The organism is Carboxylicivirga sp., assembly GCF_982718395.1.
The window spans coordinates 1-22,843 of record NZ_CEXQWX010000101.1 but is presented as its reverse complement, the minus strand read 5'-3'; the positions used below and the strand labels follow the sequence as shown (position 1 = coordinate 22,843).

The window sequence follows — 22,843 nt, the reverse complement described above, 5'->3', positions numbered from 1 at the left end:
ATACTTGTCATATTATTTACAATCACAACTATAATACTGAATGCCGCTAATAAATTTATAGTCATTTAAATAGTTGTTCATTAGATAACAAGAAGCTCCAAGTTTACTTTTTTTATTATTTTACGGGCTTCCTATTCTTTCACTAAATTGACAAAGAATGAACATCGAAGATTTTAGAGAGTATTGTATCGCTAAAACAGCCGTTACCGAAGAATTTCCATTTGATGAGGTAACATTGGTATTTAAAGTAGCCGGAAAAATGTTTGCTCTCACCGGTCTGGATAAAGATTTTAGCATCAATCTGAAATGCGATCCTGAACGTGCCATTGAACTGCGCGAAGAGCATCCAGCAATTCAACCAGGCTGGCATATGAACAAAAAACATTGGAATACGGTATATGTGGATGGCTCACTTAAAGATGATCTTTTAAAAGAATTAATTGATCATTCTTACGAGTTGGTTGTTAAAAGTTTGTCTAAAAAAGTGAGGGAAGAGAATAACTTAATAGACTAAAGACCTAAGACAAAAGATTAAAGACTAACAAATGCATAATTTCAGAGAGTTAAAGGTTTGGCAAAAAGCTCGGATTCTTGTAAAAGAAGTATACATGTTTACAAAAGATTTACCGGATGAAGAGAAATTTGGTCTAACGAGTCAAATGCGTCGTGCATCTGTTTCAATCCCATCAAACATTACCGAAGGAACGGGTAGACGCACAAACAAAGAGTTTGGTCGCTTCCTTGATATAGCAATTGGTTCAGCTTATGAGCTGGAAACTCAGTTAATATTATGTCTTGACTTGGGTTTTGTCAGTCAAAAGAAATTTGTTGAATTAGAAGAGAAGATTCAGGAAGTTGAACGAATGACTCATTCACTTAGAGAAAAACTAACCCAATAACAACTTTATCTTATATCTTGCGTCTTATATCTTTAATCTTAGTTGAATGAAAAAACTAGCAAGATATTTTTTCCAGGGATTGCTCTATGTAGTGCCACTAGGTGTTACCATTTATGTTATTGTGTTTGCCTTTATCTGGCTCGATGGATTATTACGTGATCTGGAGATTTTCCAGCATAAGCCATATTCTGATTTTAACTTCCCCGGATTAGGACTACTTGTTATCCTGTTATTTATAACCCTTATTGGTTTTATCGGGCAAAAGTTGATTACAGCACCTATCGAAGGCCGTTTTGAACGCGGACTAAAGAAAGCCCCACTTATTAAGGTGATCTATAGCTCTGTTAAAGATCTGTTGTCGGCTTTTGTGGGTAAAGAGCGCAAGTTTGAAAAACCTGTGTTGGTTACACTCGATAAAGAAAGTATCCTTAAACGATTTGGTTTTATCACGGCTTCTGATTTAAGTGAGCTAGGTATAAAAGATAAAATTGCTGTTTACCTGCCAAGTTCATATGGTATTCTGGGAGAATTATATGTTGTACCCGCTGAAAATGTAAAACCTATTGATGCTCATCCTGCCGATGTGATGAAATTTATTGTATCAGGTGGTGTAACAAAGGTTAAGTAATGCGTTACGTACTAACAGTCATATCGTTCCTTTTACCAATGATCACCCTGTCACAGGAGTTTCATCAAACGGGCAAAGCATCTTATTATGCAGATAAGTTCGAAGGCCGTAAAACAGCCAGCGGCGAAATATTCAGCAATAAAAAACTAAGTGCGGCACATCGCACTTTACCATTTGGAACCAGGGTGTTAGTAACCAACCTCTCCAATAATAAATCGCTTACTGTGGTTATTAACGATCGTGGTCCCTTTATAAAAGGACGAATAATTGATCTGAGTCAACGAGCCGCCAGTGAATTAGGATTCCTTAATGATGGCATTACTTCTGTAAGGATTACAATTGTCAGAGAGTTTGCTCCACGTGACTCATTGTTGCAGCCCCTTCCATCATTACCTGCAGAGATAATTCTGGAGAATAAAGAAATTAAAGCCCTTTTACACTAAGCTCTTTACACCATTTTATTGTCAGGCACAGCATTTGATTGTATATTCGCTGCACAAACACCAAAAGACTATCTTAATGAAAAAGCTATTTATTATACTTTCAGTTGCCATTCTAGTTGCATGTAACCCAACTGCAAAGTTACCAACTATTCAAAGCGAAGCAGATGCTGCCTTTGAAAATGCCAATTACGACAAAGCTTATACACTTTATAGCGAATTCATCAATTTATCAAAAGCCAACAACCTGGAGGTCGATAATGATATAACAGTAAAATTGGCTCAAGCATGTACTCAGACAGATCGGATCGGAGAAGCGAGCACACTCTATAATCAACTGCTGCAAAATGAGCAAAACATCAAGTTAATAGCCGAATATGCACAGATGCTCCAGCGCGAAGGACAAATTGATGATGAACTAAATCTCTGGCAGCAATATTCTGACAAGATTACAAGCCCTGAGTTAAGCAAACTTAGAGCTGAACGATTGATATTTCTCAATACTTCAAAAGAAAACTATTCGGCAATTGTTGATGTATTTGAAAACAAGGGAAATATTAAATTATCAAAGGAAGCTCAATTGGCAAGTATCAACGCGCTGGCTAACGATAAAAAAACAGCGCTGGCCATCAGAACATGTAACGACCTGATAAAGGAGCATCCTGATTTTGAAGGTGCTTTGGACTGGAAGGCCAAATATTATTACCACAAAGCTGAAGATCGCTACAATTATGAAATGGCAAAATACAACAAGAACAAGAATGCCACTACGTATGCTTACCTGCGACGTGATCTAAAAAAGATTTCGGCTGATTATCGAATTGCCCGCGATACATTTATCAAACTTCGTAAAATCGATGCTTCCAATAAATCATACATCAGGTACCTTAAAAATACCTACCTGCGCCTGGAGCAAAAAGATGAAGCGGCTAAGATGGATAAGCTTTTGAAATAGAATATTAAGGATTTTAGGGATTCACATCCGCTAAGCGCTTTCCATGCGCTAAGCGGATTTTTTAATAAAAAAATCATACATCGGTACCTTAAAACTCCCACCTGCGCTTGGAACAAAGAATGAAGTTGCTAAGATAGATGCACTACGGATCGGATCTTTATTTCGTCTTGTAAATAAAGATCCGATCCGTAGTACAATTCTAATTATCCACACTCCTATTCCTCCACCAATTTAAAGTTAACCTGCTTTAATTGCTTTTTAATGCGTTTGCCGGCCCTGAATTGAACCCGCATATCCTTAATTGATCGCCAGGTCACCTCATCTTCACTCTCTGTTGATTCACTGGTAAAGTGTAAACTGATGGTTCCTAAATCTCCCAGTTCAACCGATTTGTTATCAAGTAAATAATCAGGTATTGTATCAGTTAGTGCAATCAGTACACTTTTTACATCTACGCTTGATAAGGTGCAATATGATGCAATACGCTCTGCTAGCTTATCCAGCTTAACACGCTGACGTTGGCAGGCTCGGGCGTAATAAATCTCCTTCTCATTACCATTCTGATCCTTGATAATTTGTTTAACCTTCTTGTAATTAATGCTCATACGTCAGTACCTCCATGATTTTGTGTCAGTACTTGTATGAAAAAAGGTACTGACAGTTTGTTCTTTTAACTCGGGGTAGATATTTTTTAATCCCCAGTAAAAGATATCTCTATCCCCGGTTAAAATCAAGAAACGTAAAAAGAAAAATTCATATTCTTCAGGTGAATAATTCATGTGGATGCTGTGGAAAAAGCATGTTAACACTGAAGTAATATTACTCCTTCTCTCCCCTGTAAGGACTATGGTAGCATGGCAAGGCACTAATACCATTTTTGCTGGTTTGTTTCTTTTCTCTTGGTTCGCCGCATCCCGGTACAATACTCAGCCCAAAACGGAGATTCAGATTACGCTGATTCTCAACCTTTAGAAAACCAAAGAGGTTGTCGGCTGCCGCGTGCAGGTGAAAAGCTCCCATCTTCACTCCTAAGCCGGCACCAATATTAAAGTAATCGCCATTAATCGCGGTATAGGATAAGGAGGCATTTAAAACCTTATAATCATAGGTGTTGGCTGATAATGTAAAAGCCGGCATTAATTTATTTCGCAGAATCCGGCTATAGAATATTGCACCTGCATTAAGATGATTATTTAAGTTGTGGGTGGCTCCCAGGTACATTTCAGGGGTAAGGCGTGTAGTAAAACTGTTGGCATCAGGAACAGGATAAAACTGTCGCTTTAGACTATCGAGTAACTCTTGTTTGTAATCACCTCCATTCAGGTCGTCTTCAAAATCAACTCCGCGAAGGGCAAAAGTTCCATCTGACGAGAAAGTATTGAGATTTGTTTTCCATCCTATCATACCCAAGTTGAGTATGCTACCTGAGAAGGTTGTTTTCTCATCAAAGCGATATATAAATCCAAGATCGAAAGCTACTCCCAGGTTTTTCCTGTTCATCATATAATCCATCCAATCAACATCATCCTGCAATTCGATATTGTCAACATATCCTTCTTCGTCTGTTTCAATCTGTATAGGAAATGAAGTATGAACATCAGTCGTTAAATCCGCCAATAAACCAAAATTATTCGGGTTGGTTCGTAAGCTTCCATTGGTTTTAGGAGTGTAAGCACTTCCTTTTCCAAATAACATTTTGGCATGTACCCCTAATGTTAACCGTTCTGACACATCACGAGCCAGTCCCAGGCTATACTCCCTGTAATGATACCCATTGAACCTTATTCCGTTCAATGAAGCTGTTCGTCCCACAAATGGTGTGTTACCATACCACGCCAACTCGGCAGCTTCTTTCGGGACTGTATTAAAAGTTGTTACTTTCTCACTTACCGATAGTGTAATCCAGTTATCTTTCAACCAAAAGCCACCATACAAAGGCGTGTAATGAACGGTAGACGCAACAATCTCAGTATTGTTTAACCCTCCTATCACCTCATCAAAATTAAAATAAGTTGAATCTGTACCAGAATCATATTGTAAGGCTTCATTTAAAGAGAAAGCACTGTTATTATAATTGGCATGAACTGATGCCAAAGCCGGAAAGCCAACGATCCATTTGCATTTATAACTTACTGCCGGATTGACAAAATTAGCTTGCGGCACATCATGCATCAGGAACAAGGTGAGGTTTTGTTGCGCTGTGGAAGTTTCCAGGCTAATCTGCAAAGCAATTATAATTAGTAGATATATCTTCCTCATTTATCGTTAATGCTTATATCGATTTGAGCCTGAACTCCAACGGCTGTAAACATATCATACGTATCAAAATTGTCGAAAATTTCTGAAGTAATGACTAAATCATTAACACTTCCTCTAATAACAAAATCTCGTGATTGCATCAATAAGTCAATCTGCTCATCTGTCAGGGGAATTTGAACAGGATATGGATTTGAGTGCATTTCTCTTGTTACTGTTCCTGAACCGTCTATCTCTGCTGGTTCAACTTTTATTGGTGTTTCTGTCAGATAAATATTGGTTCCATTATCATCTACAAAAAACATTTCAATATCCAGTTCAGCCGGGTAGCGATTAGTTATATCAAACTGTAAAAGCATTGAGATAATATACTCTCTTTCAACAAATGATGCTTCAACATCAAAAGTTACGGTATCTTGCTCAACCCAGCTTATCGGCTCCGACTCAATAGGATCTGGCAAATCAACTGGCAAATCAACCGGGCTGTCATAATTCAGGGTCATGTAACCCAATGGCAATGAAACATTTGGTTTGTATCGCACTTCATCGGAGATTTTATCTGTCTCCAAACCAGTACAAGCCACAAACATTATACTTGCAAGGACAATTATGAAAATACGCTGAACCATATTGTTTGTTTATGAATTAGGCTTTCGTTTGTTAAATATAACTTGCTAATGGTTGTCTTTATTGTTTAATGCTATACAAGTTAAGCAAAATATCAGGTATTATCTGAACTTCGCCCTCAAATAGATGTTCTGCTTGTATGACGTTTGTTCGACTAAGTTTAATACTATTAACCATGTTTGCATGCTTTGCCTGCACGCACTCGCAAAACAAAACATCGATGCATACCAACTCCCTCATTAACGAAACCAGTCCATATTTGTTACAGCATGCACACAATCCTGTTAATTGGTACCCATGGGGTGATGAAGCTTTACAAAAAGCAACGAAAGAAAACAAGCTGTTACTCATTAGCATTGGTTACTCAGCTTGTCATTGGTGCCATGTAATGGAACACGAATCTTTTGAAGACGAAGAGGTCGCCAGGTTGATGAATGAGCATTTTATCTGTGTAAAAGTGGATCGGGAAGAGCGTCCTGATGTGGATAAAATATATATCGAAGCTGTTCAGATGCTGACCGGCCAAGGTGGCTGGCCACTGAATTGTTTCGCCTTACCTGACGGGAGACCTGTTTGGGGAGGTACGTATTTTCCCAAGGAACAATGGATGCAGGTTTTACAGCAATTGGCCGAATTAAATAAAACCGGAAAGGAAAAGCTTTTGTCACAGGCTGAGGCTTTAACACAGGGCATTCAACAATTAGATATGCCCTTGGCAGATGGCACGAAAGCGCCAGATATTTATCAGGCTTTACTCAACAGTCCGAAACAATTAGACACTAAGTTGGGCGGATTTGGTAAGGCTCCAAAATTCCCCATGCCGGTTGCACTTAACCTGATTCACCAGGTAGGATATTTAAAGAATGATGAACATTTACTTTCCTTCGTATATCTCACTTTGGATCGCATGGCATCTGGTGGTATATATGATCAGGCGGGAGGCGGTTTTGCACGCTATTCGGTTGATGAGCGATGGTTTGCTCCACACTTTGAGAAAATGTTATATGACAATGCCCAACTCATTTCATTATATAGCAATGCTTATAAAACCAGTGGGAATAAGATGTATCAACGCATTGTTGATGAAACCATTGAGTTTGTTAAACGTGAACTAAGTTCACCTGACGGGATATTCTACTCAGCGCTGGATGCTGACAGCGAAGGCGAAGAAGGACTGTTTTACGTATGGAGCACACAGGAATTAAAAGAAATATTGGGTGATGATGAGCATTTCTTCCAATACTTCAACATTAAAGAAAAAGGTAACTGGGAGTTGGATAAAAATATATTACACGGCGGCATAACCCGAGAAGCGTATGCGCATCTGAATAATTTAAACCCGGAATCGTTTAATCAACAAATTGAAGATGCCTTACGCAAGTTGCATTCATATAGAAGTAAGCGCATTCGTCCCGGACTGGACGACAAAGCTTTAACATCATGGAATGCTTTGATGATAAAAGGGCTGTGTGATGCTTACCAGGCTTTTGGAGACAAAGCATACCTGCAATCAGCGGAAACGGCTATGCAGTATTTACTTGGGCAGGTCAAACAAACTGATAGTAGTTTGTACAGGACTACCAAGAAGGGCATCAGCAAAATTGATGCATTTCTCGATGATTATGCTTTTATGATCGATGCTTTAACCTCTTTATATGAAGTGACTTTTGATGAAGCCTATCTTAAGGAAGCCAAAGAACTGACTTCCTATACTATTAAAGAGTTTTACAATTCAACGGCTCAGGTGTTCTATTACACTCGAAAAAGCGGCGAACAGCTGGTTGCTCGTAAGACTGATGTGCAGGATAACGTGATTCCTTCGTCGGTTGGCGCAATGGCTAATAACCTGATTCGTTTACATCAGCTTTATCACATTCCTGAATATGAAAACATTGCCAATACCTTGATTTCAAAAATGTATAAAATAGCCGGGGAGCACCCAAGCTATTATGCCCAATGGGCTTTATTAACCTATTTGCAAACAGATCGGAAAGAACTGGTTGTGGCAGGCATGCAGGCAGAAAATTATCGAAAGGAGTTGCAACAACAGTTGCGTCCCGGTGTAATTTACGCAGGTTCCATTAAAGGAGGTTCAAGCCTTGAAATATTGCAGAATCGATTTATTGAAGGAAAAACTCTGATCTATCAGTGCAGGAATAAAACGTGTGAGTTACCGGTGGAAAGCCCCAATTTATTGAATTAAGGATAAGGATCGAATCTTTATTGACTATAGGTTATAAAGATTCGATCCTTATAGAGCTTATTAAGTAAAACTTAGATTAATCAATCGGAGTAGCACTCCCACTTCCAGTAGTAATCTTTTTCATATCAAGCGAGCCATTTTCGTTAAAGCTCACTTCCCAGCCATTTTGACGGTACTGCTCAATGATCTGATTCTTTTGCTCTTCAGTCATGTCTTTGAAATCAACTTTTTCTTTCTTAACTACAATTTCATCGGAAGTTGTTTCATCATCATTTAGTTGGAAGTTAATTGGTACAGTATAACTCACATTAACCTTTTTACCCCTTTGCATGCCTGGCTCCCACTGCGGCATCTCAGATACTACACGCAAGGCTTCATCATCCAAGACAGTAAATCCACTACCCCTGGCTATTTTAGCATCTCGTACATAACCATCATCAGCAACGACAAAACTTACGTAAACACGTCCACTGGCACCAGCTTCCTGAGCCTCTTTCGGGTATTTCACCGAGGAGGCTATATACATTCGAAGTGAATCCTCGCCACCGGGATATTCTGGCATATCCTCAACAACAAAGAAAACCGGGCCAGATGCTTTTAACTGGGCATTCGTGTTTTCAATCGCTTCTTTAATTTCTCTCTCTTCTTCAGACATAATCGGATCCTCGTCGCGTAACTCACAGGCAAACAGAATTGCTACCATTGAAATGGTAACAATGGCAAACACTGACTTTAGACTAAATAACTTTTGAATATTATCTTTCTTCATCATGGTAAATCGTTTTTTAGTAAGTGACTGGTTGAAGTTATTAACCGGCAACAGGCGGGCACCCGTAGCCTGAAACAACAACAACTCTTTGTAACTTTTAGCTGAATATCCTTTTTCGAGCACTTGCTTATCAGCCTGAAACTCGTGCAGTTCTTTAAGCATAGAGCGTAAGAACCAAGCAAAAGGATTGAACCATTGAACAATCAGCAGAATTTCGAGCAAAAGCACATCCCAACTATGCTTTAGCCGAACATGTGTGAGTTCGTGAATCATAATCTGCTCCAGCTCCTTCTCGGAGTAGCGCGACCGATTAACAAACACCACATTAAAGAATGAAAATGGGTTGAACTGACCGGGCAGGTCAGCCACTTTATACCCATTATAACTAACCAATTTTACTTTACCAGCCAGTCCGCCCAATCGGATAAAACCAGCAAGCAATCGAACTAACAAACCTGCACAACCTATTATATACAACCATTTAAAAGCAGACGATTGTGCCACAACAGGTACAATAACAGCTTTTGTGTTTTGGGCATAAACAGTAATGGTTTCTATCAGGTTACCCACATAAATATCACCCTCAGGTGTAACTGTCCGGTAAACCGAAAAAGTCAGTAAAGGTGTTACCGTTGCTACCAGTAATGATATCAGCAGGTAAAAGCGATTGAACTTAAATGTTGGTTCAAAGTGCAATACCAACCGGTAAAAAGCAGTTAATAAGCCTAATATTAAAGCCGATTCAAATAAATAGTTGACGATTAGATCCATACGATAGTAATTTAGGTTAATAGTAAAATAGTAGGTGTTACATTACTATTTTATTATATAACTATTCCTTCTCTTCCTTATTTAAATCTTTCTTTACATCATTCATTAATTCCTCTAAATCCTTGACATCCATCTTATCCTCTTTGGCAAAGAAAGAAACCATGTTTTTAAAAGAGTCCTGAAAATAATTCGACATAAAGCGCTTCATAAAGGCTTTTTTATAAGTTTCCTTTGAAACAACAGGGAAATACACATATCCTTTGCCGAGTTTTTCATGATCGACAAATCCTTTGTTCTCGAGAATACGCACAATGGTTGATACAGTATTATATGCCGGTTTGGGTTCCGGCATGAGTTCAATGATGCTTTTTACATTGGTTTTGCCCAGTTCCCAAAGTTTTTGCATCACTTGTTCTTCTGCTTTGGTCAATTCTTTCATTCTATTCAACTAAATTGTTAGTTCAAATATACAATTAATATTTAAGTCACAAAACTTTACCACTAATTTTTTAGTTGAGTAATTAATTAAGCTACTTCCTCTTGCATAATCTTTTCCACTAAATCCTGAATAATGTCGTGCTTTTTTAACTCCTGGTCAGCATCGTCCTCATCGTAGGCCTTTATTGCAATAGCATCAATAAAATCCATACCCAGAGCTTTAAACACACGTTTGAATTGCTCTATTGTTATATCACAATCTCCTTCACCGGAACCGGCTGGTAGAAGTAATGCCGCTCTTTTGCCATGAAGCTTCTTATTGACAAAATAAGGACGAAAACGATCGATCAGTAATTTTGTCTGCGCAGAAGGACCAAACCAATAAATAGGTGTACCGAAAATGATGACATCTGCCCACTCCATGTTCTCATATAAAATGGTCATACCATCCTTTTGCGTACATTCCATAGGCTCAGTTTTGCACATGCGACAATCAAAGCATGGCTTTATTTTATGTTGGTATAGATAATAACTCCGGCAATCGGCACCTTTCTCTTTCAAACCTTTTGATAAAGCGTCGGCCATGGTGGCTGTATTGCCATTTACTCTCGGACTCCCAATAAATATAGATACGTGCATAGGGTTTAATTTTAATTGTAAAAAACAAGATACTAATGTTTTAGCACTTTTTCTAACAGTAATTGATTAAAACGCTGTAACAAATGATTAAAGCTGGTCGTCCTACTTTTGATTATAAAATTTAATACTTAGCTATGAAGAAAGAACTACAAATAATAACGCTCTGTGCACTTGCAATCCTGATGAGTGTATCGACCTACGGACAAGATGAAAAAAGAAAAAACATTGTTATCGTTGAAGAAACCAATGGTAAAAGCATTGTAAAGGCACCCGGTGTAAAAATCGAGGTGGATGATTTTAATGACACCATAACTAAAATAACAGTGGGTACCCGCCGGTTTGAAATTATAGATGACTATAATCGGGCACGCATCCGTATGGTACGTGTTCCACGCGAGAAGTTTAAAGGACACTGGGCCGGATGTGATATTGGTTTTAATGGCTATATGACATCAGACTTCTCAACTGACCTGCCTGCTGATGCTTTGTTTATGGACTTAAATGCATCCAAATCGGTAACCTTTAGTATCAACTTTTTGCAATACAATATAGGTTTGCAGCGTCACAAAAATAATTTTGGTATGGTGTTGGGTGCCGGCTGGACCTTTTATAATTATCGCACCGATCTACCCTATCACTTTCGCAGGGATGAAGAAACCGGTAAAACAATAGGTGTCGAAACTGATCGAAACGTTGAGAAAAATAAAATAACCACTTCCTTTATTAATATACCTTTGCTATTTGAATGGCAGGTTCCTGCATCGGAACCGTTCCATCGTTTTTATATTTCGGCCGGACCTTATTGCGGGTTTAAGATCGGAGGTCATACCAAAATGGTTTATAAAGAGGATGGCAATCGGAACAAGGACAAAGGAAAAGATGATATTAACTTAACAGCTTTCCAATATGGAGCAATGGTACGCATTGGTTATCGTTTCATTAATTTATATGCCACTTATAACTTCTCAACGTTCTATACCGAAAACCGTGGGCCTGAGTTATATCCATTTACCATAGGATTGTCACTTATTCAATTTTAAAAAATCACCACCATGTTAAAGCAATTTGCTGTAATACTATTTGCTTCCTTCGTCAGCCTGATTTCTGTGGCTCAAACCATAGAGCCTGAGATTGCCTCATTGTATGAACGTCATTGGGAAATTGAACCGGGTGTTTACCGGGTGATGAAAGACGGGCGAGTTGGCATTATCAAAGCGGACGGTCAGATCATTGTTCCTTGCGAATATAATCAGGTCTGGAATCTGGATGATGAAGGCTATTTTCGCGTGCTTAAATCGGGGAAAGCGGGTGTATTCCACATCAGCGGGCAAATAGTTATTCCGGCAGAATATGACCAGATATGGCCCTTTAACGATGGGCTGGCGAAGGTTCTGAAACATGGTAAACTGGGCTATTTTAACCAGCAAGGTGAACAGGTGGTGCCATGCGATTATCAACAAATATGGGCTTTTGATAATGGAAGGGCACGAGTACTCAAAAATGGTAAAATCGGATATATTGATCGTTCAGGCCATGAGGTAATCCCTTGCGAATACCAACAGATATGGTCTTACGAAAACGGGAAAGCGCGTATTTTAAAAGATGGTAAAATAGGTTATATCGATGAGGCAGGTAATGAGATCATTCCTCCGATGTATACCCATATCTGGACTTTTGAAGATGGAAAAGCAAAAGCTTTGCTCGACGGACAAATGGTTTGGATTGATGAAACGGGAACTCCATTGGATTTACCTGTACCTGAAAACAACTTTAATCAACCTTCTTCGACCAAAGTGATAACAAAAGGAAAAAAAGAAAAAGAAGTACTTATTGAAGATGAAAAAGGCAATAAAACACATATTAAAATTTTGGGAGGTGATATTGTCATTAATGAAAAAGGTAACGATACCTATATTGAGATTGGGGGCAGAGAACGGGATCAATACCGTTACCGCAAACGTCGCTTCAAAGGTCATTACACAGGTATAGAATTTGGTTTTAATAATTATGTGACCTATGATGGAAGCACCAGCCTGCCACCTGATGATTCTTTTATGGAATTAAATACTGGTAAATCGAACTCCTGGGCAATCAATGCCCTACAGTGGAGTATCGGTCTCGACAGAAGAGGAAACATTGGCTTGGTTACTGGCTTAGGTATCGAATGGAACAATTATCACTTTACTAATCCTATAATCTTAACCAAGGATGAAAATGGTAATATATCCTATGAAGATGCCACTCGTCCGCTGGATAAAAATAAATTGGTGACAACGCACCTGAATGTTCCGCTATTGATGGAGTTTCAGATACCGACCCACCGACACCGTAATTCATTTTATTTCTCAGCCGGCGCCATCGGTGGTATGCGTATCAATTCTTATAACCGCATTATTTACGATGATAATGAAGATCCTCATAAGCAAAAGAAGAAAGGAAGCTACAACGTTCAGAAATTCAGATACGGGGCAATGGTCAGAATGGGTTATCGAGCCATTAATTTATATGGTACCTATTATTTCTCAACATTATTTGAAGAGAACAAAGGACCTGAATTATACCCAGTTTCGGTGGGGTTAAGTATATATCTCGATCTGTAAAATTGAAGTTAACTATATAAAGGCTGTTCAATGGTATTTGGACAGTCTTTTTGTATCATATAGTGCTTTTTTTACAGCCCGCAGATAGCGCAGATTTACGCTGAAATCAGCTTCTCCAATTTGAGTGAATGGAATCTGCAAGAAAAAGAAAGAACTGCGAACCTTAATCGTAGTGATTATTGATTGCGATTTTGAAAAAGTTCCATAAAGTTCTTCTTGTAAACACGACCAATCGATAAAGCTGCACCATCAACGTACACAATATTGGTTTTAACCTTCTGAATATGCTCAGCATTAACAATACATGAGCGATGAATCTGGCAAAAGTCTTTTTGAGGCACCTTTTCCAACCAGTATTTTAATGAATACAAAACCATATAGCGTTGCATTTTGGTGTGTACCTGTGTGTAATCACCATCAGCCTTAATATACGTGATATCCTTAAAGTCAAGTTTTACATGATCATGCCCGACTTTTATCAAAATGGCTTTATCATGCTCAGCAAGGTGCTTTTCATTGGTATGATTAATGTCTAATTTCTTTTTGACCTTATAAACGGCTTTTACAAAACGTTCAAAAGAAAAAGGCTTTAGCAGGTAGTCTGTCACTTCAAATTCATAACTCTCAATTGCATATTCGGAGAACGCAGTTGTTAATACGATTTGTGGTCTTGGCGATACAAGAGACAAAAAGTCCATGCCTGAAAGTTTTGGTAAATGAATATCCAAAAAAATTAAATCTACCGGATTCAGCTTCAGAAAATCAAGGGCACTCAAGGCATCTCTAAACACACCTGCCAGTTCAATATCACTTGTATCCGACAAATACTTTTTTAATATCCGTTGAGCCGGTTCCTGGTCTTCTATTATGATACAACGAATCATCTACAATTCAATTTCAAGAAATATCCGATACCAATTATTATCCTGCCTGATATTAAGCCGATGTGAGTCGGGATAAACCAGGCGTAACTTGTTTTTAACATTTTCAAGGCCAATTCCTTTTGGAATTTTCTGCGTATTGGCCTGTTCACTAAATGTGTTTTCACACACAAATTTAAGGGTATTATCCTCTACCCTTACGGACACGTTAATCTTAATGGCATTTGTTTGACTGGACTGTGAATGCTTAAATGCGTTTTCCACAAAAACAATTAATATGAGCGGTGCAATCTGCAAGTTATGACTACACCCTTCTGCATTAAACTTTATATCTGCATCGCTGCCCAATTGCATGCGGTACAAGCTGATGAATTTATCCAGATTTTCGACTTCACTGCTTAAAGCAACACTCGCTTGCCTGCAATCATAAAGCATATAGCGTAATATGGAAGATAACTGCAAAATAATATGTGGTGTATAAGGTGAATTCTCTAAGGCATAGGCATATAGATTATTCAGGTTATTAAACAGGAAGTGAGGGTTAATCTGAGAATTTAAAAAGAGTAGTTCATTCTCAGCAGCAACCCGGCTTAGTTTTTCAATTTTATTCTCTTTATCCAAAGCATCCAGCGCAAACTTAAAGCCTGTAAATATCAGTATTGGTGGCAGCATGGAAACAAAAGCTGAAAACAGGTAAAACTCCTTACTCACATCATTATCCCAGAATAATTTTTCCAGAACCAGTTCTTCCATCAAACCAACCACTAAAAGGGTAACAATAATACCAGCTCCGAACTTTAGTATCTTCCTTTTATATAGAAAACGTGGAATTAAGATGTAGCTGATAAAAATTGATGCTACACAGTAAAGCAAAATAAAAAAGATCTTTTCCCATTCAACATGCGAACGATGACGTTCAAAAGCTTCAAATAAAGACAATAATAAGAAGAGAATGACCCAATAAATTATTTCCTTTTTGAGCCTGCTTAAGTTCCACATGGATATTGTTGTTTACACAAATCGACTAAAAATAATTCACAAGTTAAATATAAATCGATGAACGGCTGATATAAGTCGATGAATAACCATCTTTCACTTAATCGGTAGTTGAACCTGTTACTTCAGTTGCCTGCCGAATAAATTTCTCTTTTCGAAATCAATCCTATTTTTTCGCATAATAACCAGAAAATATAGTTAAATACATGAAAAATTGCTTGTTTATATTGGTAATACTAGGTATCACCGCCTATTGGCCAATAGAAGTTTTTTCACAAAACAGCCCAATATTTATCAGTGGTAAAATTGTAGAATCTGATAACCATAAACCTGTTGAGTTCGCAACCATCAGGTTATACAATACTAATGACGAATTAATTACCGGATCCATAACTGATCAGGAAGGTCACTTTGAAATTGAAAGTCCTGACAGAAAGATTTACCTGAAAATTAACTTTGTGGGATTTGACCCACTGATTATCAAGGATTACAAGATTCAGAACAACCGCATTCATTTTGATGAAATTGCCTTAACAATGGATAGCAAAAGTCTAAATGAGGTAACCGTCACAGGGGAGAAGTCAACCGTTGAGTTTAAAACCGATAAACGTGTATTTAATGTCGGTCAGGACATAACAAGTGCTGGCGGATCGGCCCTGGATGTACTTAACAATGTACCATCAGTTGATGTCAATATTGAAGGCACAGTCAGTCTTCGTGGCAATTCGAATGTGCTGATCTTAATCAATGGCAAGCCTTCGGTAATTACTGAAGGAAACTCTCTGGGCACCATCACTGCTGAAATGATTGAAAAGGTTGAGGTGATTACCAATCCGTCTGCTAAGTACGATGCAGAAGGGACCTCAGGTATTTTAAATCTGATATTAAGAAAAGAAGATCGTAAAGGTACCAACGGAGCCATTACCATCAATACCGGCTATCCCCATAATCACAGTCTGGGTCTTAGTTTAAACCGGAGAACAGAGCATTTTAACTTGTTCAGCCAGATTGGTGCTGGTTATCGTCGTTTTGAATCGACTTATTCGGCATACACCATTAATAAAACAGTTGATGATCCGCCCACTTTCCATACCGATGGCAACGGCGAAAAGAATGAACAATTCTATAATGTGATATTGGGAACCGATTATCAGATCAACCCTCTAAACATGATGACACTATCGGGGCATTACGGTTATGAAATTGAAGATGAAAATGCCTTACTGGAATATAAAAACATTAATTCTCAAAACACTATTTTATCGCAAACTGAACGACAGGAGCTAACAGAATCGACTAATCCTAAAATGGAGTTCCAATTCAATTACGAGAAAAAGTTCAAGAGGCATAAAGACCAAAAGTTTATGGTGAATGCCACCGGCTCCTATTTCGGGAAAGATAAAGCTTCAAATTTTGATAATACAATTGTTATTGGTGATGATGAAAATTCAAAACAATTAAATACAACAGATTTTTCTCAAAGGGAATATAACTTTATGGCTGATTATGCACACCCGTTTTCGGAAAACTCAACATTGGAAATGGGAGCAAAATACCTTATTGAACAATTGGTTAATGACTATGCAATATTTAACTGGCAAAGCAACGAATGGATCAACGATATCAACTACACTAATAAGTTTGAATACTCCCAAAACACTTTGGCCTTTTATTCAACTTTCGATCAAAAATTTGGCTCGTTTGGTGTTAAAGCAGGTTTAAGGATGGAACAAACAGATGTATCAACACTGCAACATGCTTCCAATGCAAAAAAAGATAACAGATACACTGATCTGTTTCCAACCTTTCATTCCACCTATCAATTCAACAAAGGACTATCAATCCAGGCTGGTTTCTCCCGAAGAATAAGTCGCCCCAGCATGTGGGATGTTAACCCGTTTTTCACTATTAGAGATGCTTATTATATTTATACGGGTAATCCAGATTTAAAACCAGAATATACCAATGCGTTTGAGCTAACCAGTGTAAAAATCTGGCAAAGCGCCTCTTTAAGTACTTCGTTATTCCACTCCCGCACTACTGATGTTATTACCAATGTTATAAAACTGGTGGATGACAGAACGATTAGTACAAAAGATAATGTTGGCAACAATTATAGTACCGGTCTGGAGTTAAACAGCAAACTGTCACCAGCCAAATGGCTTTCTTTTATGGTTGATGCCAATTACAACTACTACAGTCGGGAAGGTGATTATGAGGAAACAAGTTTTGACTTTAGCAACAATACCTATTCAGGCCGTTTAACAACCAAGTTAAAGCTACCTTCTGATTATGATGTAGAAATGCGATTGCGTCATAACTCTGATTATGAAGATGTGCAGAATTACTACGAAGCAAGGACTACTATCGATCTGGGTATTCGAAAGAAGATAATAAAAGGCAGGGGGATTATACATCTGAATGTAAGCGATCTTTTGAGGTCTAACATTCGTACTTCTATTTCTGATCAACCAGATTTTTATCGTTACGACAAACGACAACGTGACGGACGACGGGTAATTCTGGGCTTCAGTTATGGTTTTGGCGAAGGCGAAGCCATGGAGTTTTCAGGTCAGAAGATGTTTTAAGGTTAGATTAAGGCCATATATTCTGAAATGTGGCCTTTAAATTACGGTCATTTATTAGCTAAGATTCGCAAGCTTTTTCTGTTTCCCGCTGATTGCGCAGATTCCCAAAGATATTTATTCTCCTCTTTCAGCGAAAATCAGCGTTATCTGCGGGCTATGAAATTTTGCTTGCGGAATTAAGGTATTAGTAGATTTCAAATTCGCGCATTATAAAATCACAAAGGGCATCCTGATTGGACGCCCTTAGGAACTCAAATACCAATCTAAAAGAAAACTCTGGTAATTCCGTTGTGATACTCGTCGCCCGACTAAATTGATTTAATGACCATTAGTCGGACGATGAGCGATATGTTAATTCAAAATCTTTCTACCAGGAATACTATTTCACATACTCAGCCTGTAAAAGAAAATCGATGCTCTTTTTCACGCTCTCAAGTGGTGTAAAGTTATATCGTTCCACCTCTATAATATAATGCTCCATTCCAGCCTGTTTGGCAGCATTAAATGAAGATGCAAAATCCATTATTCCGCTTTGTCCTAACTCTTTTTCGTCTTTAATATGCCAAAGCACAAAACGCCCCGGATAGTTATTGAAATAATCAGTAGCAACTTTTTCTCCCTTCATGATCCAGTATAGATCCAACTGAAAGAAAACCTTTTCAGGATCAGTATTTCCTAACATATAATCATAGCGAACCACTCCATCAACCTCTTCGAACTCCCGGTCATGATTGTGATAGCCAAAACGAATACCCTTTTCACGACACTTCTCACCAATAGCATTAAAGTAGTCGCAATAACGCTTTAAATCTTCCAGTGAACCATAGCCTTTAGCATCCATAAATGGTTGAACAAGGTATTGAACACCAGCCTTGGCATGCGCATCGATACACTCATCCCACCAAAGCATGGTGGCATCCCATTTATCGGCATCAGGTAAAGCTTTACCAGTGTGTGACGACACAAATGCTAAACCATTACCATTCAATAGTTTTTTGAAATCCAGCGGTTCCATGCCATAAAATTTGCCATTAGAATAACCCGCTGCTTCTATAAATGAGAAGCCCATTTCTCCCACTTTTTGAATGGTTGCAGGCACATCTTTTTTCATGTCATCGCGAAGCGACCATAATTGCAGGCCAATCTCCTTTTGGGATGAACTCGTAGAGCAAGCATTAAGAAGCACTATAGCAACGAGTAGTATTAACTGAAAGGATCGTATCATAATTCTTTGATCTTAATGTTACGGAACCATACATCATCGCCATGATCCTGAAGTCCAATATAACCTTCTGTTGCCACATCAGCCCATTCAGCATTTAAGCCTGGGAACTTACTTTTAGCCACCATTTCTTCCCATTCCGGAGTCCACAGATGATACTCAACAACTGTTTTCCCATTCTGGATATGCCAAACAGAACCTTTATAAACTTTAATTTCCACAGTGTTCCATTTTCCCGCAGGCTTTGAATTCTGTGGTTTTGCAGGAACTAAATCGTACAACGAACCAGCCTGACGATTACCATCTTTACCTGCATTAGCATCGGGGTGACGTTCGTTATCCAAAATCTGCATCTCAGGGGCAGTTTTCCAAATGTAATCAAACTGATCGCTTTCCTGACCTAAATAGAAAATACCTGAATTACCTCCTTCAGAGATTTTCCACTCCAACTTAAGGTGGAAATTAGAAAACTTCTTTCCTCCAAAAATGATATCTCCACGATTTTTTCCGCCAGCTTCTCCACGTCCGGATCCGGGACAATGAATGGTGCCATCTTCAGTTATTTCCCATCCATCAGGGAATGTTTCTTTTCCATAATTACGCCACTCACCTGGTGTTTTCCCATCGAATAGCAGTTGCCAACCTTCTTTCTTTTCTTTTTTAGTCAGCTTGTTATGTACACTTTTATCCTTTTTAGCTTTTTTACCAGCCATTTCCTTTCCAGTAAAAGCAGTTGTTCCCAAAGCGACAAAAACGCTCAGTATCAATAATATCTTTTTCATTCTTTATATTTTTAATTACATCATTTAAAATTGTCTATACCAGGTATTACCTCGGCATTGGTGGTAAGCTCCATCCATTGCGATAAGTGTGCTTAATCAGTTCAGCAGCAAATGCATTCGCATTGACTGGATCTGTCCAGTCTTTGTTAAAGGTTGGATGCCCATCGTGAATCTTGAAACCGTCACGAATCACCGTACGAATGGTTTCACCATCGTTGATGTTTGTAAAGCGCATGTTTTCTCCATCCCACTCTAACTCTTTGTTAAGCGATTGCAAACGAACAGCTAATACGCCCATTACTACCATTTCGTTGAATGGTCCGGCTTCACTAAATGGTGAAAGGGTTTCTACACGATTAGCGGCTGACTCCTTACAGGCACGCACCCAATCCATCTCATGGCTGGTTTTTATGCGAGGTTGAGATTTTGGAACATTTGGCTTTCGTCCTGATAATAACCAAGGATCTTTCCCATAGCAACCACAAACTAAGGTATCCTTTGATCCGTGGAATAACACACCACCACCGGCATTATTCATATTCTTACCAGCTGGCCATCCTTCGGGTTTCAATGGTTGTAATCCTCCATCATACCAGTGCACTTCAACCTCAGGCATTTTTACCTTACCTACTTTTTTACGCTCGGGATAAACCAGCTTCACTTTCTGTGCAGTTGGAGCTGCATCGGTCAGTAGAAGGGTTGAACTACCTTGTGCTTTTGTTGGATAGCCCAGATTTAACCCTTTAAATACAGGGTGCAACACATGACAAGCCATATCACCCAAAGCACCTGTACCAAAGTCCCACCAACCGCGGAAATTCCAAGGAGTATAAATCGCATTGTAAGGGCGCATTTTTGCCGGTCCTACAAATAAATCCCAATTTAATGTGTCAGGTGCTTTCATATCTCCTTCAGGGCGATTCAAGCCTTGCGGCCAAATCGGACGATCGGTAAATGCTTCCACTTTTCTGACTTCACCTATCTCTCCATTCTGAATCCATTCTGTGCTTAATGCCACTCCTTCGCCAGAAGCTCCCTGATTACCCATTTGAGTAGCCACTTTATATTTTGCTGCAAGCTTTGTCAATAAGCGTGATTCATAAACCGTATGTGTTAATGGTTTCTCAACATAAACATGCTTCCCTAATGTTATGGCATGGGCTGCGATGATGGCGTGCGTATGATCGGCTGTTGCAATCATAACTGCATCAATAGAATCTCCCATCTCATCAAACATCTTACGCCAATCCCAGTACTTTTTTGCTTTAGGGAAATGATCGAAACAATTCTTGGCGTACTTCCAGTCCACATCACATAGCGCTACAATATTTTCACTTTCCATGGCCTTCAGCACACCAAAACCACGACCTCCTATTCCTACTCCTGCAATGTTTAATTTGTCACTGGGCGCTTTGTGCCCTAATCCACCGATTACATTAGAAGGCAATATCGTTAGTCCTGCTGCAGCAAGTGCTGAATTAGTCAGGAAACGACGCCTGCTTAGTCCTTGACTTTTCTGATTTTCACTCATGATTTAATTAGAAGTTTATTTGAATATTTCAATGTTTTCTCACGATGATGAAGCTATTTACATAACTGCAATAATTCTTACCCATCGCTTATGAAAACAATATTAGATTCACATCCTTATCAAATCATTAATTGTGACTTTGGGGCTTGTTAAAAGGGAATTAATTTGGAATTAATTCTCTAAACAACCATTTGATAATATGACAATTAGTTGTTTTATTTCAAAACACAAACAACTGCTAAAGCAACCATTAGTTGAATGTACTTTTATTCAATTCTAACGAATCAACTCCTCGAAATCCAAGCTTAATTCTTCGTTGTAGATATACCTGTAATTCTCTGAAAAGCTTTTAAAAACAAAACGTGCCTGATTCATTTGATGCATTGCTACTAAAGCTTTTAATTTATATTGGAAGGCTTCCTGGTTTAAGTCATCAGCAAGTAAGATTCGATCTGCAATCCGGATAACGATTTCAGGATTGCGACTAACTTCAAAATCAGAGAGTAACCTTGTTAAAATATCTATAATTCGATTGGAGAAAATACCTTTCACATTATCAAAACAAGCGTCAGTACTATCCTGTAAAAAAGCACCCCGCTGTATAACACTCAAAAAAGCATTGAGTTGTTCACGATGACTAAATAAATCACTCTCCGATAATTCAAGTGCCTCGTAATAGTCGCAATAGATATTATCCGAAATTTCTACTTTCCAACGATCGTGTGCATTAGATATTTTAACGGAATCCATTGATTCCAATACAACTCTTAATTTACTCACTGTTACACCACGATTATTAATCGCTTTTTTCCGATCAAACAATGGCCAGATCGTATTCAGAAAGTCTTCGGATGTAACTCCTTGAGACTTTACTTTGCTTTGGATGATCAGATAAATAAAGATCTGTTTGATGCGTGGAGTAAACCTCTCTGTAATGTCTTCGCCATTTTTATCCAAAACCTGAAAGTCACCAAATAGTGAAATCATATTTTTTGTAGGCACTGATGTATTCATATCGATGACAGGCATTTCAGGCTTATCTGTTATTTGCCTGTTTATAATAACCCGTTTTCTCATTAATAAAATAACAATCACTACCACCAACACAATTAAGCCGATAAGCCAATGTTTATAACGCATGAACAATAACTTGAAGCTATTTTCCTCCTGGTAATATCTATCCTGATACAAATTCCATATTTCTTCATCGCCCAACGCTCTATTCCAAATAATTAGGTCGTCTATTTTCCCTTCAAATTCATTTTTTTCTTTCAACGACTTCCCTATAAAAATATGACCATCACTTACAAAAGGAGGATGATTCAATGAAGCACAATCAATCACTCCGTTAATATATATAGCTTGCTCCTGATTATATTTTGTGTAACGCCATACAACATGATACCAACGATTAACATCAAAAGCACTTACTCCCTGCAAATCATTTGAAAAGAAACCAAAATATGGTTTATCCTTTCGCACCTGCAGATGAAGTCCACCACGATAATGGTTCTTAGCTGTTCCTAGAATTGTAAAATCTCGCTTATCTGTAGCATTTATCCTGGCCAGATTAATCCAGGCACTTACTGTAAAATCATTGTTGGAAATACCCAAAACA

General features: G+C 38.4%; 21 protein-coding genes. 9 read left to right on the top strand and 12 right to left on the bottom strand.

Features of this window, described 5'->3' with window-relative positions; translation table 11 throughout:
• The first annotated feature begins 157 nt into the window (after nucleotides 1-157).
• The 5 genes from AC4MRQ_RS16965 to AC4MRQ_RS16945 all read left to right on the top strand — a co-directional run bounded on the left by AC4MRQ_RS16965 (nucleotide 158) and on the right by AC4MRQ_RS16945 (nucleotide 2,922).
• The gene (locus AC4MRQ_RS16965) at nucleotides 158-514 is read left to right on the top strand and encodes an MmcQ/YjbR family DNA-binding protein (RefSeq protein ID WP_491198893.1); all 357 of its coding nucleotides are present in this window, start codon (nucleotides 158-160) and stop codon (nucleotides 512-514) included.
• 31 nt (nucleotides 515-545) lie between these two features.
• On the top strand, nucleotides 546-899 hold the full coding sequence (locus AC4MRQ_RS16960; protein WP_491198892.1) for a four helix bundle protein: 354 nt from the start codon (nucleotides 546-548) through the stop codon (nucleotides 897-899).
• A 46-nt stretch (nucleotides 900-945) separates the two neighbouring features.
• Entirely contained in the window at nucleotides 946-1,527 is a 582-nt protein-coding gene (locus AC4MRQ_RS16955; protein WP_491198891.1) for a DUF502 domain-containing protein, read from the top strand.
• A complete protein-coding gene (locus tag AC4MRQ_RS16950; protein ID WP_491198890.1) occupies nucleotides 1,527-1,970 on the top strand; it encodes a septal ring lytic transglycosylase RlpA family protein in 444 nt (147 codons plus the stop codon). The genes AC4MRQ_RS16955 and AC4MRQ_RS16950 overlap by 1 nt, the downstream gene beginning before the upstream one ends.
• A 76-nt stretch (nucleotides 1,971-2,046) precedes the next feature.
• Complete coding sequence (locus tag AC4MRQ_RS16945; protein ID WP_491198889.1) at nucleotides 2,047-2,922, top strand: hypothetical protein; 876 nt, start codon at nucleotides 2,047-2,049, stop codon at nucleotides 2,920-2,922.
• A gap of 215 nt (nucleotides 2,923-3,137) precedes the next feature.
• Here the strand turns inward: AC4MRQ_RS16945 and AC4MRQ_RS16940 are convergent, their stop codons facing one another.
• The 3 genes from AC4MRQ_RS16940 to AC4MRQ_RS16930 form a co-directional block, all read right to left on the bottom strand.
• Entirely contained in the window at nucleotides 3,138-3,527 is a 390-nt protein-coding gene (locus AC4MRQ_RS16940) for an HU family DNA-binding protein (protein ID WP_491198888.1), read from the bottom strand.
• 214 nt (nucleotides 3,528-3,741) lie between these two features.
• On the bottom strand, nucleotides 3,742-5,181 hold the full coding sequence (locus tag AC4MRQ_RS16935; RefSeq protein ID WP_491198887.1) for a DUF5723 family protein: 1,440 nt from the start codon (nucleotides 5,179-5,181) through the stop codon (nucleotides 3,742-3,744).
• Complete coding sequence (locus AC4MRQ_RS16930) at nucleotides 5,178-5,807, bottom strand: hypothetical protein (protein WP_491198886.1); 630 nt, start codon at nucleotides 5,805-5,807, stop codon at nucleotides 5,178-5,180. The genes AC4MRQ_RS16935 and AC4MRQ_RS16930 overlap by 4 nt, the downstream gene beginning before the upstream one ends.
• A 218-nt stretch (nucleotides 5,808-6,025) precedes the next feature.
• Between AC4MRQ_RS16930 and AC4MRQ_RS16925 the strand changes: the two genes are divergently transcribed.
• The gene (locus AC4MRQ_RS16925; protein ID WP_491198885.1) at nucleotides 6,026-8,008 is read left to right on the top strand and encodes a thioredoxin domain-containing protein; all 1,983 of its coding nucleotides are present in this window, start codon (nucleotides 6,026-6,028) and stop codon (nucleotides 8,006-8,008) included.
• Nucleotides 8,009-8,084: 76 nt separating this feature from the next.
• Here AC4MRQ_RS16925 and AC4MRQ_RS16920 read toward each other — a convergent pair whose 3' ends face one another.
• The 3 genes from AC4MRQ_RS16920 to AC4MRQ_RS16910 all read right to left on the bottom strand — a co-directional run bounded on the left by AC4MRQ_RS16920 (nucleotide 8,085) and on the right by AC4MRQ_RS16910 (nucleotide 10,625).
• Nucleotides 8,085-9,548 carry a TonB family protein gene (locus AC4MRQ_RS16920; protein WP_491198884.1) on the bottom strand — a complete coding sequence of 488 codons (1,464 nt, stop codon included), beginning with the start codon at nucleotides 9,546-9,548 and terminating at the stop codon, nucleotides 8,085-8,087.
• Between the two features lie 61 nt (nucleotides 9,549-9,609).
• The gene (locus AC4MRQ_RS16915) at nucleotides 9,610-9,987 is read right to left on the bottom strand and encodes a BlaI/MecI/CopY family transcriptional regulator (RefSeq protein WP_491198883.1); all 378 of its coding nucleotides are present in this window, start codon (nucleotides 9,985-9,987) and stop codon (nucleotides 9,610-9,612) included.
• Between the two features lie 86 nt (nucleotides 9,988-10,073).
• Nucleotides 10,074-10,625, bottom strand: a complete 552-nt coding sequence (locus AC4MRQ_RS16910; protein WP_491198882.1) for a flavodoxin family protein — start codon at nucleotides 10,623-10,625, stop codon at nucleotides 10,074-10,076.
• Nucleotides 10,626-10,759: 134 nt separating this feature from the next.
• Between AC4MRQ_RS16910 and AC4MRQ_RS16905 the strand changes: the two genes are divergently transcribed.
• Together AC4MRQ_RS16905 and AC4MRQ_RS16900 are read left to right on the top strand one after the other, a co-directional pair.
• The gene (locus AC4MRQ_RS16905) at nucleotides 10,760-11,665 is read left to right on the top strand and encodes an outer membrane beta-barrel protein (RefSeq protein WP_491198881.1); all 906 of its coding nucleotides are present in this window, start codon (nucleotides 10,760-10,762) and stop codon (nucleotides 11,663-11,665) included.
• A gap of 12 nt (nucleotides 11,666-11,677) precedes the next feature.
• Nucleotides 11,678-13,225 carry a WG repeat-containing protein gene (locus AC4MRQ_RS16900; protein WP_491198880.1) on the top strand — a complete coding sequence of 516 codons (1,548 nt, stop codon included), beginning with the start codon at nucleotides 11,678-11,680 and terminating at the stop codon, nucleotides 13,223-13,225.
• A gap of 176 nt (nucleotides 13,226-13,401) precedes the next feature.
• Here the strand turns inward: AC4MRQ_RS16900 and AC4MRQ_RS16895 are convergent, their stop codons facing one another.
• Together AC4MRQ_RS16895 and AC4MRQ_RS16890 are read right to left on the bottom strand one after the other, a co-directional pair.
• Nucleotides 13,402-14,109 carry a LytR/AlgR family response regulator transcription factor gene (locus tag AC4MRQ_RS16895; protein ID WP_491198879.1) on the bottom strand — a complete coding sequence of 236 codons (708 nt, stop codon included), beginning with the start codon at nucleotides 14,107-14,109 and terminating at the stop codon, nucleotides 13,402-13,404.
• The gene (locus AC4MRQ_RS16890; RefSeq protein WP_491198878.1) at nucleotides 14,110-15,105 is read right to left on the bottom strand and encodes a sensor histidine kinase; all 996 of its coding nucleotides are present in this window, start codon (nucleotides 15,103-15,105) and stop codon (nucleotides 14,110-14,112) included.
• Between the two features lie 203 nt (nucleotides 15,106-15,308).
• On the opposite strand from AC4MRQ_RS16890, the gene AC4MRQ_RS16885 reads away from it, so the two are divergent.
• Nucleotides 15,309-17,690: a TonB-dependent receptor gene (locus tag AC4MRQ_RS16885; protein WP_491198877.1), complete on the top strand. Its 2,382-nt coding sequence runs from the start codon at nucleotides 15,309-15,311 to the stop codon at nucleotides 17,688-17,690.
• Between the two features lie 379 nt (nucleotides 17,691-18,069).
• Here the strand turns inward: AC4MRQ_RS16885 and AC4MRQ_RS16880 are convergent, their stop codons facing one another.
• The 4 genes from AC4MRQ_RS16880 to AC4MRQ_RS16865 form a co-directional block, all read right to left on the bottom strand.
• Nucleotides 18,070-18,915, bottom strand: a complete 846-nt coding sequence (locus tag AC4MRQ_RS16880) for a sugar phosphate isomerase/epimerase family protein (RefSeq protein WP_491198876.1) — start codon at nucleotides 18,913-18,915, stop codon at nucleotides 18,070-18,072.
• A complete protein-coding gene (locus AC4MRQ_RS16875) occupies nucleotides 18,912-19,694 on the bottom strand; it encodes a 3-keto-disaccharide hydrolase (RefSeq protein ID WP_491198875.1) in 783 nt (260 codons plus the stop codon). Before AC4MRQ_RS16875 ends, AC4MRQ_RS16880 begins: the two co-directional genes overlap by 4 nt.
• Before the next feature lie 46 nt (nucleotides 19,695-19,740).
• Nucleotides 19,741-21,225 (bottom strand): glycoside 3-dehydrogenase, encoded by a 1,485-nt coding sequence (locus tag AC4MRQ_RS16870; protein WP_491198874.1) that lies wholly within the window; start codon nucleotides 21,223-21,225, stop codon nucleotides 19,741-19,743.
• 276 nt (nucleotides 21,226-21,501) lie between these two features.
• Nucleotides 21,502-22,843 (bottom strand): LamG domain-containing protein (locus AC4MRQ_RS16865; RefSeq protein WP_491198873.1); only part of this gene is annotated, 1,342 nt, incomplete at its 5' end.

Bases quoted from the DNA above. Each gene is read 5' to 3' on its own strand.
- AC4MRQ_RS16940 (WP_491198888.1), bottom strand. From the start codon at position 3,527: ATGAGCATTAATTACAAGAAGGTTAAACAAATTATCAAGGATCAGAAT.
- AC4MRQ_RS16905 (WP_491198881.1), top strand. From the start codon at position 10,760: ATGAAGAAAGAACTACAAATAATAACGCTCTGTGCACTTGCAATCCTG.
- AC4MRQ_RS16960 (WP_491198892.1), top strand. From the start codon at position 546: ATGCATAATTTCAGAGAGTTAAAGGTTTGGCAAAAAGCTCGGATTCTT.
- AC4MRQ_RS16885 (WP_491198877.1), top strand. From the start codon at position 15,309: ATGAAAAATTGCTTGTTTATATTGGTAATACTAGGTATCACCGCCTAT.
- AC4MRQ_RS16950 (WP_491198890.1), top strand. From the start codon at position 1,527: ATGCGTTACGTACTAACAGTCATATCGTTCCTTTTACCAATGATCACC.
- AC4MRQ_RS16900 (WP_491198880.1), top strand. From the start codon at position 11,678: ATGTTAAAGCAATTTGCTGTAATACTATTTGCTTCCTTCGTCAGCCTG.
- AC4MRQ_RS16870 (WP_491198874.1), bottom strand. From the start codon at position 21,225: ATGAGTGAAAATCAGAAAAGTCAAGGACTAAGCAGGCGTCGTTTCCTG.
- AC4MRQ_RS16925 (WP_491198885.1), top strand. From the start codon at position 6,026: ATGCATACCAACTCCCTCATTAACGAAACCAGTCCATATTTGTTACAG.
- AC4MRQ_RS16955 (WP_491198891.1), top strand. From the start codon at position 946: ATGAAAAAACTAGCAAGATATTTTTTCCAGGGATTGCTCTATGTAGTG.
- AC4MRQ_RS16945 (WP_491198889.1), top strand. From the start codon at position 2,047: ATGAAAAAGCTATTTATTATACTTTCAGTTGCCATTCTAGTTGCATGT.
- AC4MRQ_RS16875 (WP_491198875.1), bottom strand. From the start codon at position 19,694: ATGAAAAAGATATTATTGATACTGAGCGTTTTTGTCGCTTTGGGAACA.
- AC4MRQ_RS16935 (WP_491198887.1), bottom strand. From the start codon at position 5,181: ATGAGGAAGATATATCTACTAATTATAATTGCTTTGCAGATTAGCCTG.
- AC4MRQ_RS16880 (WP_491198876.1), bottom strand. From the start codon at position 18,915: ATGATACGATCCTTTCAGTTAATACTACTCGTTGCTATAGTGCTTCTT.
- AC4MRQ_RS16920 (WP_491198884.1), bottom strand. From the start codon at position 9,548: ATGGATCTAATCGTCAACTATTTATTTGAATCGGCTTTAATATTAGGC.
- AC4MRQ_RS16930 (WP_491198886.1), bottom strand. From the start codon at position 5,807: ATGGTTCAGCGTATTTTCATAATTGTCCTTGCAAGTATAATGTTTGTG.
- AC4MRQ_RS16910 (WP_491198882.1), bottom strand. From the start codon at position 10,625: ATGCACGTATCTATATTTATTGGGAGTCCGAGAGTAAATGGCAATACA.
- AC4MRQ_RS16915 (WP_491198883.1), bottom strand. From the start codon at position 9,987: ATGAAAGAATTGACCAAAGCAGAAGAACAAGTGATGCAAAAACTTTGG.
- AC4MRQ_RS16895 (WP_491198879.1), bottom strand. From the start codon at position 14,109: ATGATTCGTTGTATCATAATAGAAGACCAGGAACCGGCTCAACGGATA.
- AC4MRQ_RS16890 (WP_491198878.1), bottom strand. From the start codon at position 15,105: ATGTGGAACTTAAGCAGGCTCAAAAAGGAAATAATTTATTGGGTCATT.
- AC4MRQ_RS16965 (WP_491198893.1), top strand. From the start codon at position 158: ATGAACATCGAAGATTTTAGAGAGTATTGTATCGCTAAAACAGCCGTT.